Raw genomic sequence first — 18,240 nt, 5'->3', positions numbered from 1 at the left:
AGAATAATTCCTTTCCCTTACATTTGATTTAATGTAAGGATCATATAAAAGCAGCACAATCTCTCTTTCTGTAATGGCCTTTTAATGATTCGATTTTTTAATTTTTTCCCTAAACAAATAAAGTACCCTATAGGCAGACTTTATCCGGTCTCTGCTCTATAGAGTACAGTTAATCAGGTTCGAGCTTTTTCTATTTCACAAAATTACACTGCTTTCACTTGCTTGCTGTTTTTAGCTTGTGATTGAAGCGGACGAAATTCTTTTTCCTGCTTTGAAATGACAACCGTGGCGACACCATTTCCGATCAGGTTTGTAATCGCCCTTGCTTCCGACATGAAGCGGTCCACACCGATGATCAACGCCATACCTGCTACCGGGATGGTCGGGAAAACAGCGAGTGTTGCGGCCAATGTCACGAAACCTGAACCAGTTACACCCGCCGCTCCTTTTGAAGTAAGCATAAGGATTCCAAGCAATGTGACTTGCTGTGTAATGCTCAGGTCTACTCCATAAGCCTGTGCAATAAACAATGCGGCCATGGAAAGATAGATGGACGTCCCATCCAGGTTGAATGAATAGCCAGTTGGCAGAACCAATCCTACTACCGACTTAGAGCATCCGTACTTCTCCAGCTTCTCCATCATTTTTGGAAGTGCTGCTTCAGAAGAAGATGTTCCGATAACCAGGAAAATTTCTTCTTTAATGTATCGAATGAAGCTGAAAATGCTGAATCCGTAAAATTTCGCGATGGCGCCAAGCACCAGCACGATAAATAACGCCATAGTCGTATACACAGAACCCATTAACAATCCAAGGTATTTCAATGAGCTGATACCAAATTCCCCAATGGTATATGCCATAGCCCCAAACGCAGCGAATGGAGAAACCTTCATGATAATATTTACGATTCCAAAGAACACTTCAGATATCTTCTCGAAGAACTGAAGAATCGTTTTTCCGCTGTTCCCCATATGCGCAAGAGAAGCTCCGAATAAAACAGCCAAAAGCAGTACAGGCAGGAGCTGCCCACCAGCAAATGCTCCTATAAAACTATCTGGAATAATTGAAAGTACGAAATCCATGAATCCATGGCTCGTTTCTTCGGCAGCCTTCGTGTATTGGGAGATATCACCTTTTGCAGAATGTGCATCGATTCCTTTACCAGGTTTAATAATATTTGCTACAACAATTCCAATAGCCAAGGCTAGCGTAGAGACAATTTCAAAATACAAAAGTGCCTTTCCGCCAATTCTCCCAACCTTTTTCAGATCGCCCATTCCGGCAATACCAATGACAATAGTCAGGAAGATGATAGGGGCGATTACCATTTTTACCAGTTTAATAAAAATATCGGCAATTACCTTTAACTTTGAACCGAACTCCGGAAATAAGAAGCCAATTAAAATACCCAGTAAAATACCGAGAATGACTTGGGTAGTGAGACTCTTAAAATTAATCTTCATCTTTTGCGCCTCCTCATATTTTATAAAATGCTATCGTTATTTGAAAACGTTTACATATTTTCTATCTTTATCTTAAAATCTCGCAGAAAAAAATTATAGTTAATGAAACTTTATTAATCTTTATGTAATTAAAATAAGCAGGAGTGATTTACTGGCGATATATCTTGTAATAGTTTCATAATCTCATTTGACTAATTTTGAAATATTTGTAACAATATTTTTACGGTTTTCCAATTTTTTGAAGTAACTAGACACACATAGAGAAAGAAGGGGGTACATTTTTGGCAATACGCGCAATAAAGATTTCTTTTATTTTTATCCTGATTTTATTAGGCTTCATCCTGATTCTGTTGCTTCCAAGAGAAATGAAGGTAACTGTGGTATCACCATTCGCTACTAAAGCAGAATTTCCGTTCAGTTTTGAACTGTATCAGGCCAAAATGACCGCATTTATCGATTACATACAAACGGAAAAGGGATTTGGCGAGCGACGGGGAGAACCAATCTCGAAAGAGCTTCAACGATTATTACCGAGAAGCCTGATGATTATTATACCAGCGTTTGTATGCAGTATGGTTTTCGGCGTTCTGTTCGGAGTTCTTCAGTTTCTATCCCGGAACAGTATTTTAGGGAAATTTCAAGCTTCGGTGTCATGGCTTTTCTCATCCATCCCGGATTTTTTCCTTTACATAGTAATCCAGCTGATATTAATAAAGCAGATGAATAGGGGCGGCCTTCCACATATGCACATATACGGCCATGATTATTGGTATAGCTTCATCTTTCCATGCCTCGCAATCACGATCTTCCCCCTGCTTCATATGGCGAAATTCACGGCATCCGCCCTTCAAAGCCAAGCGAGCGAGGAATATATACGGACAGCTTATGCCAAAGGACTCGGGTCTTCACAAGTGCTGCGCCATATGCTTTGGAATTGCTGGCCCGGCTTATTAAACCAGACGCAAGTAATCATGCTATATATTTTATCGAGTCTGCCGATCATAGAAAAGCTTTCGAGCTATAAAGGAGCAGGGTATGTATTATTGGAAAGTATCCAGGGCCATGATGACATACGGGCGCTTGCTTATATGCTTCCTTTCCTATGCTTGATGTTCCTCACCATCCTGTCCTCACAAATTGTCAAACATCGATTATTGCCCCAGCAGCAATGAGCTGAGATATGAGGCGCTTTATGTTTTTTGTGAAGAAAAATCCGGTATTGCTGCTTGGCATTCTGATGATGCTGACGCTCTTTTTTATAGCATTCTTTGGCAGATACCTGCCAATGGTGGATGAGGATTTGCATACAATAGACTATATATGGACGGAGGATAAAATCCCGCTCGCTCCTCCTTACGCCCCGTCTGCCAATCACCCGTTCGGCACTGATCGGGAAGGCCGGGACTTGCTGAGCTTAATTGTAATAGGAGCTAAACACACATTGCTTGTGGTGCTTCTCATCACCGCTATTCGCTATATAGTTGCTGTTCCGCTTGGCTACTTGGCACATAGACGGATAAAGGGTGTAGCACTCTTAGTTCAATGGCTTGACGGATTTCTATCATATGTCCCATCGATTATCATTGTCATGCTGCTCTCGTCGCTGCCGCCCATTCTCACAACCGATCTAAGGCCTGTCTACCTGGTGCTGGTCATTGCGTTTGTGGAAACGGGAAGAGCGGCCCAAATGTTTAAATTTGAACTGGACGAGCTGTCAACAAAGGATTTTATTACCGGCGGAAATGCCATAGGTGCATCACCCTTCCGTTTGCTAAAATCCTATTATCTTCCTTACCTTTACGATAAATTAATCGTTAATATGGTTACCGATACAGCAAGAGTCATGTTCATGCTTGGGCAGCTGGCTTTCCTGGAAATTTTTATATCTCAGGCACTTACCTATGTAGAACCGAACTGGGAGCTATTAAGCGACACTGCTGCGTGGCCAAATCTATTAGTGAATACTTTCAATGATATTCGCTCGGCTACCTGGATTCCGTTTTATCCTGCTTTAGCCATGACATACGCCATTATTGGCTTTAATGCCCTTGCACAGGGCTTGCAAAATCTGTTTAAAAGCAGGATTAATTACTACTAAAAGCAAAAACCCGCTTCATATCTGATAGCGGGTTTATTTTTCAATATTTTGTTTATCGTTTCCTGATTTCTTCCTGAAGTATTTTGTTTACAAGCGGAGGGTTAGCCTGTCCCTTTGTCGCTTTCATGATTTGCCCTACCAGGAATCCAATCGCTTTTTCTTTTCCATTCTTAAAGTCGTCTACAGACTGTGGATTATTATCCAAAGCCTCGCCAACAATCTTCCGAAGGGCCCCTTCGTCAGAAATCTGGACCAGACCTTTGGCTTTTACGATGGCTTCGGCATCTCCGCCATTCTCCACCAGTTCCTTGAATACCTGCTTGGCAATTTTGGATGAAATCGTGCCATTCTCTATCAGCTTGATCAGCCCCGCCAGAGAAGCTGCTGTAAGGGCGATGTCATGCAGTTCTTTTCCTTCTGCATTCAGGTAAGCTGATAGCTCGCCCATTATCCAGTTGGAAGCCTGCTTCGCGTCAGCACCAGCTGCAACCACAGACTCAAAAAAGTCAGCAGTTTCCTTTGTGACAGTAAGAACAGCAGCGTCATAAGAAGGTAATCCAAGCTCTTCCATATAGCGTTGTTTGCGCTCATCCGGAAGCTCCGGAATTTCAGCCTTCATGCGTGCCTTCCATTCCTCATCAATGAACACAGAAAGAAGATCCGGTTCAGGGAAATAACGATAATCCTCCGACCCCTCTTTCACCCTCATCAGCAGAGTCTTGCCCGTTGCCTCATCAAAACGGCGTGTTTCCTGTTCGATCACACCGCCGGCACGGATCACTTCTTCCTGGCGTTTTTCTTCATATTCAAGTCCGCGGCGGACAAAATTAAAGGAGTTCAGGTTTTTAAGCTCAGTCTTTGTTCCAAATTCTTTTTGCCCGACAGGACGAATGGAAATATTGGCATCGCAGCGCAGTGAGCCTTCCTCCATTTTACAATCGGAAACACCTGTGTACTGGATGATGGATTTAAGCTTTTCCAAATAAGCATACGCCTCTTCCGGCGAAGTGATGTCAGGCTCTGACACAATTTCAATCAAGGGTGTTCCCTGGCGATTATAATCACATAGAGAGAAGCCATCTCCTGTATGAGTAAGCTTTCCGGCATCCTCTTCCATATGAATTCTTGTGATGCCGATTTTCTTTTTATTGCCGTTCACTTCAATTTCAATCCAGCCATTCTCACCGATCGGTTTATCAAATTGGGAAATCTGATACGCCTTCGGATTGTCCGGATAAAAATAATTCTTGCGGTCGAATTTCGTTTCACTTGCAATTTCGCAATTCAAGGCCATTGCAGCCTTCATCGCATAATCCACCACTTTTTCATTCAGCACCGGAAGCACACCTGGATATCCCAAATCAACTACGGATGTATTCGTATTTGGTGCCGCACCGAAATGATTCGGGCTAGATGAGAAGATCTTGGATTCTGTCTTTAGCTCGACATGGACTTCGAGGCCGATTACCGTTTCAAAATTCATATTTCTCCCCCCTTACAGCTGTGGCCTTTTTTTATGGAAATCTGTTGCCTGCTCGTACGCATGGGCAACACGATAAATGGTACTTTCATCAAAATGCTTGCCAATGATTTGCAGCCCTAGCGGAAGGCCTCCTGCAAAACCGCATGGAATCGATATACCGGGAACCCCTGCAAGGTTAACAGGTATCGTTAAAATGTCGTTCGCATACATCGTCAACGGATCGCTCGTTTTTTCACCGAGTTTAAAAGCAGGGGTCGGTGTAGTTGGCCCGATTATTACATCATACTTTTCAAAAACATCCTCAAAGTCCTTCTTGATTAATGTCCGGACCTTCTGGGCCTTTTTATAGTAAGCATCATAGTAGCCCGAGCTTAATGAGAATGTACCGAGCATAATACGGCGCTTTACCTCATCTCCAAACCCTTCTGCACGGGTTTGCTTATACATTTCGAGCAGGTTAGAAGCGTTATCTGTGCGATAGCCATATCGGACTCCGTCAAATCGGGACAGGTTTGCTGAAGCTTCGGAAGAAGAAAGCAAATAATAGGCTGCCAAAGCATATTTAGAATGCGGAAGTGAAACTTCCTCCCATGCTGCACCCAGCTTTTCCAATACCTTTAAGGCTTCCAGCACAGAATCCCGTACTTCCTTCGCTACCCCCTCACCCAAATACTCTTTTGGCACTGCAATTCTCAGGCCCTTGATATCTCCTGTTAGGGACTCGACGAAACGCGGAACATTGACATTGGCAGAAGTGGAATCCATCGGGTCTACCCCGGAGATTGCCTCCAGAAGATAAGCGTTATCCTCAACCGTTCTCGTAATCGGCCCAATTTGATCAAGAGAAGATGCAAAAGCGATCAGCCCGAATCGGGAAACCCGTCCATATGTTGGTTTTAGCCCAACCACGCCGCAATACGCTGCCGGCTGTCTAATCGAACCGCCAGTGTCGGATCCAAGAGAAAACAATACTTGTCCTGCGGCAACCGATGCTGCGGAAGCACCCGAAGACCCGCCGGGAACAAATTCTGTATTCCACGGATTTCTGGTAGCCTGGTATGCGGAATTCTCATTGGATGAGCCCATGGCGAACTCATCCATATTCAGCTTTCCGATATTGATGGTTCCTGCCTGCCCAAGCTTCTCTATGACTGTCGCATCATATATTGGGTCAAAATCCTCCAATATCTTGCTGCCCGCTGTGGTACGCAGGTTCTTTGTAACAATATTATCTTTTATCCCAATCGGCATCCCGGATAAGATTCCATTTTTCTCATTCTTAGCATCCATATCCCTGGCTGCAGCCCTCGCATGTTCCTCATTTAAAGTCAGGAATGCTTTTACCTTATCCTCTACCTGATTGATACGTTCATAGGATTCATTAACTAAATCTGACACCGTTATTTCTTTTTTATGTAGAAGCTCGCTCAGTTCTGACACCTTGCGCTCAAACAAAGACATTATTTTCCCTCCCTACTCCATGATTGCCGGCACGCGGATTTGACCATCCTTGCTGTCTGGAGCATTTTTCAGCACTTCTTCAACCGGCAGCCCTTTCTTTGCTTTATCTTCTCTCATCACATTTTTCATATCTAAAACGTGGGAAGTTGGCTCGACCTGTTCTGTATCAAGCTCATTGAGCTGTTCGGCAAAGGATATGATCTGATCAAGCTGCTGCGTAAATCTTTCAACTTCCTCTTCTGTAACGGCAAGTCTCGCTAGATGAGCAACATGCTTTACTTGTTCCTCAGAAATTCTTGACACCCATTCCACCCCCATTAATCTGTTTTATGTAAGGATAAAATAACCTTCATAAGAGAAAAAACGGCATATAAGCTGCCGTCATTTTATGGCTTAAATTTTCATAATTCTATGTTGATTTTGACCTTTAAATCATATCAGACTTTCATGCTCTAAAGCAAGAATACTCAAGTCGTTATCCTTCAACTCTGTCTTTTACCAAAACAAAAAGGGCCCTATTCAGAGCCCCAAGCTAATTCTTTATGCTTATGGATTTTTTACTTCCACTTCACTGATGCCTTCTTTATTGTTGGGATCAATAAATTTCCCAGTTTGTTCGTTCATTTGCTCCGCAGTCGTCAATGCCTGCTCGTTCGGTTGAGAAGGATACACAACATTCTCTGAGTTCTTCCCTGCATTTCCAGTGACATTATCTTTTAAAGTCCTGACTTGATTCTTGACCTTATCCCGGGTTTCTTGTGGAACAAGTGATTGAATTTGGTTCATTACTTTGTCACGTGATTCCTTATTCCTGAACAAGTATGCTGCAGCACCTAATAAAGCAAAGCCTAACAAACTATTTTTTGAATTTGCCATAATTAGTCCCTCCCTAAGATATGTTCTATTATTCCCGCTGAGGAACTAGTGTAAACAAATTTCCTGCATGTGCCCTGCTACAATTTATTCCAGTATCGTCTGTCGAATTGGTTGCGGAATTTCATGATTCCCTATAAAACTTGTAATCTCATCTAGAAATATTGTCTGGGAAATAATAATTTGTCGTTTTATATTTCTCTTAGTTTAAAAATATTGCATATAGTGGCTAGTGAGTGCTTAGTTTACTAAATAATATTGAAAGAAAGATACTATTTTTCTTCTACGGATTTCGATCATATAACACCTAATTTCGCTCATAAACCAGAAAACAATTATTAAAATATAGTTTTGGAGCATCTTTTCAAACCGAAAATCGAAAAAACACCCACCAATTTATATTTTCTGTCTATTCATTCAAATACGTCTGCCGCAATCCTTCTATTATAATATCTTCTTGCCAGGTTCAGACTATATTCTTTTCTGCCCAGATTCTTTCTTCACTCCCCCTGCCACAACCGTGTAAGCCTCACGTAACCCAAAAAGCCCCTCTGCCTTGAAGACAGAAAGGGCATAAAACATTTAATCCTGTTTTTCTATTAATACGATTCAGATGTTGTCTTGCCTTGCATATGCAGAACAAGATAGTCCGGGCCGCCCGCTTTAGAGTCGGTCCCTGACATGTTGAAGCCTCCGAATGGCTGGTATCCAACGATGGCACCAGTGCATCCGCGGTTAAAGTACAGGTTGCCGACATGGAACTCTTCGCGTGCTTTTTCCATGTTCAAGCGGTTATTGGTAATCACAGCTCCAGTTAAACCATACTCGGTGTTGTTCGCTATTTCAATGGCATGGTCGAAATCTTTTGCCTTGGCAAAGGCTACCACCGGTCCAAAGATTTCTTCCTGCATCAAACGTGCCTGTGGGTCAAGATCAGCGAAAATGGTTGGCTTGATAAAGTAGCCTGTAGAATCGTCTCCTTCTCCTCCTGCCATTAACCTGCCTTCTTCTTTTCCAATTTCAATATATTCAAGGATTTTATTGAAAGCATTCTTATCAATGACAGGCCCCATGAAGTGAGTACCAGCTTCTGGATTACCTACAGTCAATTCCTTTGTTAACTCGACAGCCCGCGCTAATACCTGGTCGTAAACATCTTCAACTATCACGGCACGGGAGCATGCAGAGCATTTTTGTCCAGAGAAGCCGAATGCAGACTTCACGATAGATTGCGCAGCCAGTTCCAGGTCTGCCTCTTTATCTACAACTATCGTATCTTTACCGCCCATTTCAGCGATGACGCGTTTTAACCAGATTTGTCCTTCATTTACTTTTGAAGCACGTTCGTAAATACGGATTCCTACATCACGCGATCCAGTGAAGGAAATGAACCTGGTACGAGGGTGGTCCACCAGATAATCACCGACTTCAGCACCGCTTCCCGGTACAAAGTTCAGCACACCCTTAGGCAGGCCAGCTTCTTCCATTACTTCAACAAACTTAGCAGCCACAACAGGTGTTGTAGAAGCCGGTTTTAACAGTACAGTATTTCCTGTTACAATCGCAGCCACCGTAGTACCAGCCATGATTGCAAATGGGAAGTTCCATGGAGAAATGATGATTCCAACACCCAGCGGGATGTAATCATAACGGTTAAATTCATTGGCTCTGCTCTCTACCGGAATTCCATCCTTCAGCTTAAGCATTTGGCGGCCATAGAATTCAAGGAAGTCAATTGCTTCTGCGGTATCAGCATCCGCTTCATTCCATGGCTTACCCGCTTCTTTCGTTAAAAGTGCCGAGAACTCATGCTTGCGGCGGCGGACAATGGCCGCTGCTTTAAACAGTACATCTGCACGCACTTCTGGCTTAACTTTTTTCCATGTTTTAAAAGCCTCATCAGCCGCCTGCATAGCCTTTTCAGCCAATTCACGATTCGCCTTGGAAACACGGCCGATCAGCTCATTCTTGTCAGCAGGGTTAAAAGATTCGATTTTATCCTCGGTGGAGATGCGCTCACCGCCGATTACTAAGGCGTAGTCCTGACCCAAATAGCTTTTAACTGTATTTATACCTGCAAGGTAATCTCTTTTATTATTCTCCTGCGAGAAGTCAGTAAACGGTTCATGCTTATATTGCTGTACCAATTGAATCCCCCTCCTATGTATCTTATAATTACACTCAATTTTCATTTTAACTGATATTATCTAACTGTTCAAACATGTAAATATTGCTCAATAATTCAAAATTATCTTTTGGACACCGGTCTATAAACCTATCGTTCATAAAGATTCATAAAGCATTCCCCATCCCGGTTGAAACCATAAAAAAACCCGCATTCAGCGGGCTGTTAAAATGATTAATTATAAATGTGAACGAATGGTTCTTCCTGGTTCGCTTTTCGCACAATCAATGCTTCAGGGCCGTTAACTGATGTTATGGATACCTGAACCGAATTATAATAGTCAGGAAAGTGCTCCATGACAAGTCCGGTCACATATTGTGTGAATCCTACCACTTCTGCTTTTCCGTAGAACTGGATCGGTATGTTGATGGACAGATCCTGCAGCTGCTCATCCACGTAAAAGGCACGTCCAATCACCCCGTTGAAATTCGGGAAGTACTTTTCTACATCCTGCTTAAAGTTCTTAAAGTAGGTTACATCCTCACGATATTTGTTTTCTGTCTTTTGATCCGGAGGAAAAAGGATATACTGTTCTTTTATCTCTTTCCAATCGTCAATGTTCGAGCTTCCGCTATCCACATTAGTGTAGGCAATAAAATTGCCCGGCACGACCGAGTTGCTTTCCTTCTGTTCAAAAAGGGCGATGGTGATGGGGATGTCTTGTAGCTTGCTATCTTTCCGCAGGCGCTGCAAGACCTCCTGCGCAATACGTTTTCCTTCTTTTTCAACATTTTGCACCTTTACCTCGTATGTGGCACCAAACTCTTCCTTCTGGTAGTAGTGTATCGAGTTTAGCGCAAGCCCGATTGTCATACCTCCGAGGCCAACCTTATTGTTGTCATTCTTAATCAAGTAATCATGCTCCAGAATGTGTGACAGATAGATCGGATTCTTTTTATTCCGTTCCTCGATACTGCCTTTTCCTGGGTCAAGAGGATTCAATCCGACATTCTCGCTTGCTTTAAAACCTTTTTCTTTTAATTGCTCTTTTGTAAATTTACGGTTTAGCCAAAGCTCGACCGTTTTGCTGTCCAGGTATTGCCCTTCCTGGAATAAATATTTATCCGTATCAAATTGGTTCTGCGCGATTCTCATTAACCCGGTTTCGAATTCCTCAATATCATACCTGGTGTTTAAATTGGCTACGACAAGGCCCCTTGCCTTGGCAGGCTCAAATGGCAGAATCGTCCGGTAGTATTGGTCGGAAATTTTATATTTTGGAATGATCGCCTTCTGCTTAGACTCTTCCGTATCCTGGACCACTTCCTGCTGTTTTTCGAATTTCGGCGCACACCCCGCCAAAAGTAAAACGAATAACAGTCCGACCAAGGAGATCTTCTTCATGGTTTCACCTCTATATCTTTAATTCTTGTACAAGTCTCTCCTCGTCCCATACTTCAATTCCCAGGCTCTGTGCTTTATCCAGCTTCGAACCTGCGTCTTCCCCGGCGATGACAAGGTCCGTTTTCTTGCTGACGCTTCCGGCTACATTGGCACCCAAAGCCTCCAGTCTTTCCTTGGCATCATTTCTGGTCAGCTGCTCCAGCTTTCCTGTCAGCACGATCGTTTTACCGGCAAAGAATGAATCTGAGCTTTCCACTGATACTGGCTTAGGCCCTTTATAATCGAAATTGACTCCCGCTGCTTCCAGCTCGGCAATCAACTCCTTAGCCTCTTCCATTTCAAAAAAGGACACAATCGAATCAGCCATTTTATCCCCAATTTCATTAATGGCAGTCAAATCTTCGCGTGTAGCTTTTTGCAGTGCATAAAGGTTTTCAAATTGCTGTGCCAATGTCCTGGCAGCCTTTGAACCCACATGGCGGATGCCAAGCCCGAATAGAAGCCTTTCAAGGGAATTGCCTTTAGATGCTTCAATCGCCTCCAAAAGATTGCTGACTGATTTTTTCCCCATACGTTCCAGCGCAAGAAGCTGATCCTCTGTCAATTTATAGATATCGGCTACATCTTTTATCAAGTGTTCACTGAATAATTGGCTGATAACCTTCTCGCCAAGCCCGTCAATATTCATTGCATTGCGGGAAACAAAGTGTATCAGGCCTTCCCTTATTTGAGCAGGGCATTTCGGATTAATACAGCGGAGTGCCACCTCGCCATCCAGCCTTATAAGTTCACTCTCGCATTCAGGGCAATGGGTAGGCATATGGAAGTCCAGTTCGTCCCCGGTTCGCTGGTCGGCAAGGACATTTACGACCTCCGGGATAATGTCTCCCGCCTTTTTCACGACAACCCGGTCACCGATTTTTATATCTTTTTCGCGGATTAAATCCTCATTATGCAATGTGGCACGCTGGACAGTCGTACCTGCAACACGTACCGGATCGAGAATCGCTGTCGGCGTTACAACGCCTGTACGGCCTATGTTTAACTCGATGTCTCTTAATGTAGTGACAACTTCTTCCGCAGGGAATTTGTATGCAATGGCCCAGCGTGGGCTCTTAGCTGTGAATCCCAGCCGCTGCTGCTGTTCAAGTGAATCGACCTTTACGACGATCCCGTCGATATCATATGACAAATTAGGGCGCATTTCCACCCAGGCCTCTATATAAGCCAGCACTTCATCAATAGTGGCGCATTTCCGTCTTTCCTTGTTTGTCTTGAAACCCAGCCGGTCTAAAAGGTCAAGCGCTTCACTGTGGGCAGTGACATCCATCCCGCCAAGGTCAGCCACCGCATAAAGGAAAATATCAAGATTCCTCTTTGCCGCAAGTTTCGGATCCAGCTGGCGCAAAGACCCCGCCGCTGCATTCCGCGGATTGGCAAATGGCTCTTCACCGCGTTCTTCCTTTGCCTTATTAAGCGCCTCGAATGACCGCCTCGGCATGAAGGCTTCACCGCGAACCTCGATGCTGATAGGTTCCTTAATCCTTAACGGAATCGACTTAATGGTCTTTAAGTTTTCGGTAATATCTTCTCCGGTTGTACCGTCACCGCGAGTCGCACCCTGGACAAAATAGCCGTTCTCGTAGGACAGCGTCACAGCCAGCCCATCTATTTTCAATTCACAGACATAGGCGTAATCTTCGCCAACCGCCTGACGCACCTTCCGGTCAAAATCCCGCAAATCCGCTTCATTAAAGGCATTTCCAAGACTGAGCATCGGCGTCCTGTGCTCCACTTTTTCAAACATCTCGAGAATAGCTCCGCCCACGCGCTGTGTCGGCGAATCAGGCGAGCGGAACTGCGGATAATTCTCCTCTAGTTCAATCAGCTCTCTTATGAGCTGATCGTATTCTGCATCCGGCACAGAGGGCTGGTCCAGAACATAATACTCATATCCATATTGATTTAAAAGGTTTTGCAAATCCTTAACACGCTTCTCAGCCATTTGAACGTCCATAAATTCAATCCTTTCTTCCATGCGAACATCCTATTCTGCAGCCGGCAGCCTTCCGCCGCCCAGGCTACTTGCTTGTAAAGTAAAACAAATCCTTCTGGAGCGGCTTGGCCTGGACCTGCAGGAAAAGAATTGTTCGGTGCACCTGTACTAATCGTGAAAGAAAAACTATCGAAATCTTTACGCCTTTTCTATTGGTGCAAACTTTGCAAGGAGACGCTTGATACCTGTTGGACTTGGGAATGCAATATCAAGCTCTTTTCCTTCCCCTTCTCCTTTGACGCTGACTACTGTGCCAATGCCCCACTTTTTGTGAGAGGCTTTATCGCCGACTCGCCAGCCAATCTCATCTCCGCCCGTTGTGGAAGGTGTGGAAACTGCCCGTCCCAATGCCCTTTGCCTTGCAGGTGAAGATGCATAGCCGGAAGACGCAGCAGAACCCGAAGACATGAAGGATGGCTGCTTTTTCTTCGGCATTAAATCCTCAAGCAGATCCTCCGGAATTTCGGAGATGAAGCGGGACACAGGATTCATATTCGTACGCCCAAAAAGAGTCCGCATCTGCGCATTAGTCATATAAAGCTCATTTTCAGCACGTGTGATTCCCACATATGCCAGCCGCCGTTCCTCTTCCATCTCTTCCTCGTCCATAAGTGAGCGGGTATGCGGAAAGACTCCTTCCTCAAGCCCAAGCAGGAATACAACCGGGAACTCAAGCCCTTTGGCAGAATGCAAGGTCATCAATGTTACTGTATCTTGTGCTTCCTCTTTCTCATCCAGGCTATCGATGTCTGCGACAAGAGCAAGGTCGGTTAGGAAAGCAACCAATGATTTATCATCATTCTTTTCTTCGAAATTTTTGGTAACAGACAGGAATTCGTCGATATTTTCAATGCGGCTCTGTGATTCGAGCGATTTCTCGGCCTCGAGCATTTCACGGTAACCGGATTTCTCCAGCACTTCCTCGACTAGTTCTGTAACAGACAAATACTCCTGCATATTTGTATAGTTTTCAATAAGGGAACGGAATTCTTTCAACGCCTTTGAGACTTTAGCGCTCACTGGAATTTGCTCGATTTCCTGAAGTGCCTGGAACATGGATAAATCATTCATCAGTGCGTAATCGGCAATCTTATCAAGTGAGGATGCACCTACACCGCGCTTCGGTACGTTTACGATTCGGCGAAGCGAAATATCATCGTCGGGGTTGGCAATAAGGCGGAGATACGCAAGGATATCCTTGATCTCTTTGCGGTCGTAGAACTTAGTGCCGCCCACAATGCTGTACTGGATGTTGGATTTCAGCAATACTTCCTCCATAACACGGGACTGGGCGTTCGTACGGTATAGAATCGCGATATCCGAATATTTGCGAGAACCATCCCGGACGATCTGAATAATTCTTCCAGCTACAAATTGGGCTTCACCCTGTTCACTGTCTGCACGTAAATAGTAAATTTTATTGCCTTCTGCATTTTCAGTCCACAGCTTCTTTGGTTTACGATTGCTGTTATTTTCTATGACCCCGTTTGCAGCCTGGAGGATTCTTTTTGTAGAGCGATAATTCTGCTCCAGGAAGATCACATTCGCATTTGGGTAATCCTTTTCAAATGAAAGGATATTGGCAATATCCGCTCCCCTCCAGCGATAGATCGACTGGTCGGAATCACCCACTACGCAAAGATTGCGGAACCGGGAAGCCATCTGCTTGACAAGCATATACTGTGCACGGTTTGTATCCTGATACTCATCCACGTGTATATATTGGAATTTGCGCTGATAGTACTCTAAAACCTCTGGCACACGCTGGAATAGCTGGATCGTCGTCATGATTAAATCATCAAAATCCAGGGCCTGGTTCTTGCGCAGACGCTTCTGGTATTCCGTATAGACTTCGGCCACATTCTGCTCATAGAAACCGCCGGCTGTCTTGGCAAATTCCTCTGCGCTCATCAGCTCGTTTTTTGCAGAGCTGATCGTTCCCAGAATAGCTCGAAAATCAAACTTCTTCGTATCCATATTCTTATCTTTTAAAATCTGTTTAATCACTGACTGCTGATCTGCTGTATCCAAGATCGAGAAGTTCCGGTTAATCCCGATTCTATCGATGTCACGCCGTAAGATACGTACGCACATGGAGTGGAACGTTGAAATCCAAATTTCATCCGCTGCGCCTCCAAGCAGTCCCCGGACCCTGTCCTTCATCTCACGCGCTGCTTTATTCGTAAACGTAATGGCCAGGATGTTCCAGGGAGCGACCTGTTTTTCGACCATTAAATAGGCGATTCGATGAGTAAGGACACGGGTCTTGCCGCTGCCGGCCCCCGCCATGATTAATAGCGGGCCATCGGTAGCTTTCACAGCCTTTTGCTGCTGCTCATTTAATCCATTAACCAATTTATCAGATAAAAATTGCATGTTTGAACACCGCCTTTTAACGAACATTTGTTCTTATTATACTATATCTGCATACACATATTAATTAGAAGATTAGTTAGCTCATCAATTTTTATATTTTAAGCCTCGTATTGAACGAAAAAAACATGTGCCGACAATGGAAAAAAATCAGTATATCAGGTCTCAAGCTACCATCATAATAAAATGATAGATCAATCATAAATCTCAGATTCTGATCATGAATTCTCTGACCCTAAGTCCCTTGAATCGATCAACAATTCCCTCAATTCGCTCATAAACTTAGTCAAACCACTATATATAATCAATAAACTAAACACAAAATTACAGATCCAACAAAAAATAAAACTGAAATCCTATTAAAAAGATCAATAAATCCAAGACTCTTATGATTGATTTTTTCTTATTTTTCAAGGATTGTCATCCACAAATTCCTTTACAGACAATCGCCAGCTTCTTCCGGAGGAGTATTTTTGTTTTTATTGATACAGCCGCTTTCCCGTCTATCATTCTTACACTCCATTGTAACGATGGCAACCGGTTGAATCCCAAAATATTATTTTACAGCTGAAACGGTTTCCAAGGCTAGAGAAAGGTTATCATATACAACATTTCCCACAACAATTACATCCGCAATTTCCGCCATTTCCTTTGCCTGTTCAGCAGTCTTAATTCCACCGCCGTAAAATAATACGGTTTCAGATAGATTGCCCTTCGCCTTTTCTACCACATGGAGATCGCCGTACTTCCCGCTGTATTCGAGATAGAAGATAGGCAGGTGGAACATTTTTTCCGCCATCATGGCATATGCAGCCACATCCTCAGGATCAAGCTCCGTATTCGCCTTCGTCAGCTGCGCCGCCTTGCAATCCGGATTTAAGATGCAGTAGCCTTCCACATGAATTTCGTCCCAATTCATAATCTCACCGAATTCCTTTACAGCTTTATGGTGGAGCTTCATCATCCAGTCAGGATCGGTGCTGTTTAATACGGTGGGGATAAAATATAAGTCGAACCCCGGAGTAACCGTGTCAACAGAAGAAACCTCCAAAATACAAGGAACCGTATATCTCCTGATCCTTGCCATCAAATCAAGGACCTTCTCCAGTGTAACACCGTCCGTACCGCCAACAATCACGGCATCTGTTCCTGATTCGCAGATCTTCTCCAGAGCCTCATCAGATATCTCTTTATTGGGATCGAGCTTGAAAGCATGCTTCCACTCGCGAAAATCGTACATCTTAATCCTCCATTCTATTTTCCATTACACCATTATAACATTATGAAAATCCATTAAAAACATCTGCAATGAAAGAGTAAAGTGCACACTTTTACGTACTGGACTCATTTAAACATTTGTATATAAAAAACCACCGCATTCGCAAGTGGCTCACTGTATCAAATATTTGTTCACTTCCGTCCCCACGCAAGTTCAAGCAATAAATGGAAAACAGAAGCGATAGGAATTTTGACGTGCATAACTTGTTGGCTGCTCTCCGGCATAGAGGGTGGGATATCGAACCTTCCGCTTACCCAGCACACCTTCAAAAGCACCATATAAAAACCAGTCTCCTTGTTAAACTTTACTGCATCGTACATGCTGGCAATTTCATCACTCACCTTATCCTTTTCTTAAATTGCCTCCGCTTCCTTGATTACAGAAGCCATTCATACAAACGCTTACATACAATCGCGAGAACTGTTTTTTCATTATGATTTTATAACAAAATCATAATATCGTTTGTCACTGTTTAGAGGAGCTACAGTTACTTTCTCTACTTTCGAAAATCGATTTCCGCGTTTCAGGCAGGAAAGAAACATGGCCAGATCCTTTTCCCTTCCAGAAGCGTACACTTCTACAGTGCCATTATCTTTGTTTCTAACCCATCCGGCTATTTGATATTCACGGGCCTTCATTTGCGTAAAATAACGAAAACCCACACCCTGAACATGGCCAGACACATTAATATGAATATCGGTCACTCACTTGCACCTCACTTCTAGTCACTTTTAAAGTATATTTCTTCATAAACAAGCAGTGCCCTTCATAACTTCATTAAACATCAAGGGTAAGAACGAAAAAAAGACTGACATAAAAAACCTCTAAGACACATACCTAGAGGCCGGAAGTACTAATAATATACATTTGAGCAGCAATATATAATTACTTAATGCAGGGCAGTTAACAGGACACCCACCGTAATGAGCGCTACTCCAATCCCATTCAACAGGCTGATTCTTTCTCCAAGAAAGGCAATGGCAACCACAGTCGCTATTACCACACTTAATTTATCAATTGGCGCTACCTGTGACACCTTCCCATTCTTTAACGCCAGGAAATAGAACAGCCAGGAAGTCGCTCCTGCAATGCCGCTCAAAATAATAAAAATAAACGTTTTCCTCTCCCCGACTATCTCGGGTATTTTACTCAAGTTCCCCTCAAAAGCAACGACTCCTATTAAAAAAAGCGCCATAATAATTGACCTGACAGCAGTTGCTGTATTGGCATCAATATTTTGCAGGCCAATTTTTCCAAAGATGGAGACAAAAGCGGCGGAAATAGCCGAAAGAATCGCAAAAACCAACCATGACATATGCTTTATTCCTCCCTTATATAAAGTAAAAAGAAATAGATTCGTTGGAATGTGAACCTTCGCTGTCTTTATCCTTCGCTATACAAAACCATTTTATCAAAAACAAATTCGGAGGAGCGTATCAATGGAACTACCTTATCTGCTGCCACTTTGTCAACCATAGAATAAATATTTTTCACCAAGGGTTTGAAAGTTTAGTAAAACGTCTAAATGTATATAACAACATTTGTCTTTTTTACTTTTAAAATATAAATCTACTAATTCGCTGTTTCAGGGTGTCAAAAATCGGTTTTTTGGCACCTTGTTGATG

At 43.4% G+C, this 18,240-nt stretch carries 15 protein-coding genes; 2 read left to right on the top strand and 13 right to left on the bottom strand.

All coding sequences use genetic code 11. The features are described from left to right. Positions 1–203: 203 nt before the first annotated feature. Positions 204–1,463, bottom strand: a complete 1,260-nt coding sequence (gene dctA, locus V1500_RS02405) for a C4-dicarboxylate transporter DctA (RefSeq protein ID WP_409304045.1) — start codon at positions 1,461–1,463, stop codon at positions 204–206. A gap of 281 nt (positions 1,464–1,744) precedes the next feature. Between dctA and V1500_RS02400 the strand changes: the two genes are divergently transcribed. Beyond that, positions 1,745–2,635 carry an ABC transporter permease subunit gene (locus V1500_RS02400; protein WP_409304044.1) on the top strand — a complete coding sequence of 297 codons (891 nt, stop codon included), beginning with the start codon at positions 1,745–1,747 and terminating at the stop codon, positions 2,633–2,635. 20 nt (positions 2,636–2,655) lie between these two features. Beyond that, a complete protein-coding gene (locus V1500_RS02395; protein WP_409304043.1) occupies positions 2,656–3,561 on the top strand; it encodes an ABC transporter permease in 906 nt (301 codons plus the stop codon). Between the two features lie 52 nt (positions 3,562–3,613). Here V1500_RS02395 and gatB read toward each other — a convergent pair whose 3' ends face one another. The 12 genes from gatB to V1500_RS02335 form a co-directional block, all read right to left on the bottom strand. Next, entirely contained in the window at positions 3,614–5,044 is a 1,431-nt protein-coding gene (gatB, locus tag V1500_RS02390) for an Asp-tRNA(Asn)/Glu-tRNA(Gln) amidotransferase subunit GatB (protein WP_409304042.1), read from the bottom strand. A 12-nt stretch (positions 5,045–5,056) separates the two neighbouring features. Next, the gene (gatA, locus tag V1500_RS02385) at positions 5,057–6,505 is read right to left on the bottom strand and encodes an Asp-tRNA(Asn)/Glu-tRNA(Gln) amidotransferase subunit GatA (RefSeq protein WP_409304041.1); all 1,449 of its coding nucleotides are present in this window, start codon (positions 6,503–6,505) and stop codon (positions 5,057–5,059) included. A 12-nt stretch (positions 6,506–6,517) separates the two neighbouring features. Further along, the gene (gene gatC / locus V1500_RS02380; protein WP_409304040.1) at positions 6,518–6,808 is read right to left on the bottom strand and encodes an Asp-tRNA(Asn)/Glu-tRNA(Gln) amidotransferase subunit GatC; all 291 of its coding nucleotides are present in this window, start codon (positions 6,806–6,808) and stop codon (positions 6,518–6,520) included. A gap of 243 nt (positions 6,809–7,051) precedes the next feature. Further along, entirely contained in the window at positions 7,052–7,381 is a 330-nt protein-coding gene (locus tag V1500_RS02375; protein WP_409304039.1) for a hypothetical protein, read from the bottom strand. A gap of 596 nt (positions 7,382–7,977) precedes the next feature. Next, the gene (gene pruA / locus V1500_RS02370) at positions 7,978–9,525 is read right to left on the bottom strand and encodes an L-glutamate gamma-semialdehyde dehydrogenase (RefSeq protein ID WP_409304038.1); all 1,548 of its coding nucleotides are present in this window, start codon (positions 9,523–9,525) and stop codon (positions 7,978–7,980) included. Between the two features lie 212 nt (positions 9,526–9,737). Further along, positions 9,738–10,907: a CamS family sex pheromone protein gene (locus V1500_RS02365; RefSeq protein WP_409304037.1), complete on the bottom strand. Its 1,170-nt coding sequence runs from the start codon at positions 10,905–10,907 to the stop codon at positions 9,738–9,740. Between the two features lie 10 nt (positions 10,908–10,917). Beyond that, positions 10,918–12,924, bottom strand: a complete 2,007-nt coding sequence (gene ligA, locus V1500_RS02360; RefSeq protein WP_409305894.1) for an NAD-dependent DNA ligase LigA — start codon at positions 12,922–12,924, stop codon at positions 10,918–10,920. Positions 12,925–13,101: 177 nt separating this feature from the next. After that, complete coding sequence (gene pcrA, locus V1500_RS02355; RefSeq protein WP_409304036.1) at positions 13,102–15,339, bottom strand: DNA helicase PcrA; 2,238 nt, start codon at positions 15,337–15,339, stop codon at positions 13,102–13,104. Between the two features lie 553 nt (positions 15,340–15,892). Beyond that, a complete protein-coding gene (locus V1500_RS02350) occupies positions 15,893–16,576 on the bottom strand; it encodes a heptaprenylglyceryl phosphate synthase (protein ID WP_409304035.1) in 684 nt (227 codons plus the stop codon). 170 nt (positions 16,577–16,746) lie between these two features. Beyond that, a complete protein-coding gene (locus V1500_RS02345) occupies positions 16,747–16,956 on the bottom strand; it encodes a hypothetical protein (RefSeq protein ID WP_409304034.1) in 210 nt (69 codons plus the stop codon). Between the two features lie 90 nt (positions 16,957–17,046). Further along, entirely contained in the window at positions 17,047–17,319 is a 273-nt protein-coding gene (locus V1500_RS02340) for an acylphosphatase (protein ID WP_409304033.1), read from the bottom strand. Between the two features lie 185 nt (positions 17,320–17,504). Continuing rightward, complete coding sequence (locus V1500_RS02335) at positions 17,505–17,930, bottom strand: EamA family transporter (RefSeq protein ID WP_409304032.1); 426 nt, start codon at positions 17,928–17,930, stop codon at positions 17,505–17,507. Positions 17,931–18,240 lie beyond the last annotated feature (310 nt).

The organism is Peribacillus sedimenti (assembly GCF_046237635.1).
Taxonomy (GTDB): Bacteria; Bacillota; Bacilli; order Bacillales; family DSM-1321; genus Peribacillus; species Peribacillus sedimenti.
This window is presented reverse-complemented; position numbering and strand designations above follow the sequence as displayed.

Bases quoted from the DNA above. Each gene is read 5' to 3' on its own strand.
- dctA (WP_409304045.1), bottom strand. From the start codon at position 1,463: ATGAAGATTAATTTTAAGAGTCTCACTACCCAAGTCATTCTCGGTATT.
- V1500_RS02395 (WP_409304043.1), top strand. From the start codon at position 2,656: ATGTTTTTTGTGAAGAAAAATCCGGTATTGCTGCTTGGCATTCTGATG.
- gatB (WP_409304042.1), bottom strand. From the start codon at position 5,044: ATGAATTTTGAAACGGTAATCGGCCTCGAAGTCCATGTCGAGCTAAAG.
- gatA (WP_409304041.1), bottom strand. From the start codon at position 6,505: ATGTCTTTGTTTGAGCGCAAGGTGTCAGAACTGAGCGAGCTTCTACAT.
- V1500_RS02375 (WP_409304039.1), bottom strand. From the start codon at position 7,381: ATGGCAAATTCAAAAAATAGTTTGTTAGGCTTTGCTTTATTAGGTGCT.
- V1500_RS02365 (WP_409304037.1), bottom strand. From the start codon at position 10,907: ATGAAGAAGATCTCCTTGGTCGGACTGTTATTCGTTTTACTTTTGGCG.
- ligA (WP_409305894.1), bottom strand. From the start codon at position 12,924: ATGGACGTTCAAATGGCTGAGAAGCGTGTTAAGGATTTGCAAAACCTT.
- pcrA (WP_409304036.1), bottom strand. From the start codon at position 15,339: ATGCAATTTTTATCTGATAAATTGGTTAATGGATTAAATGAGCAGCAG.
- V1500_RS02350 (WP_409304035.1), bottom strand. From the start codon at position 16,576: ATGTACGATTTTCGCGAGTGGAAGCATGCTTTCAAGCTCGATCCCAAT.
- V1500_RS02335 (WP_409304032.1), bottom strand. From the start codon at position 17,930: ATGTCATGGTTGGTTTTTGCGATTCTTTCGGCTATTTCCGCCGCTTTT.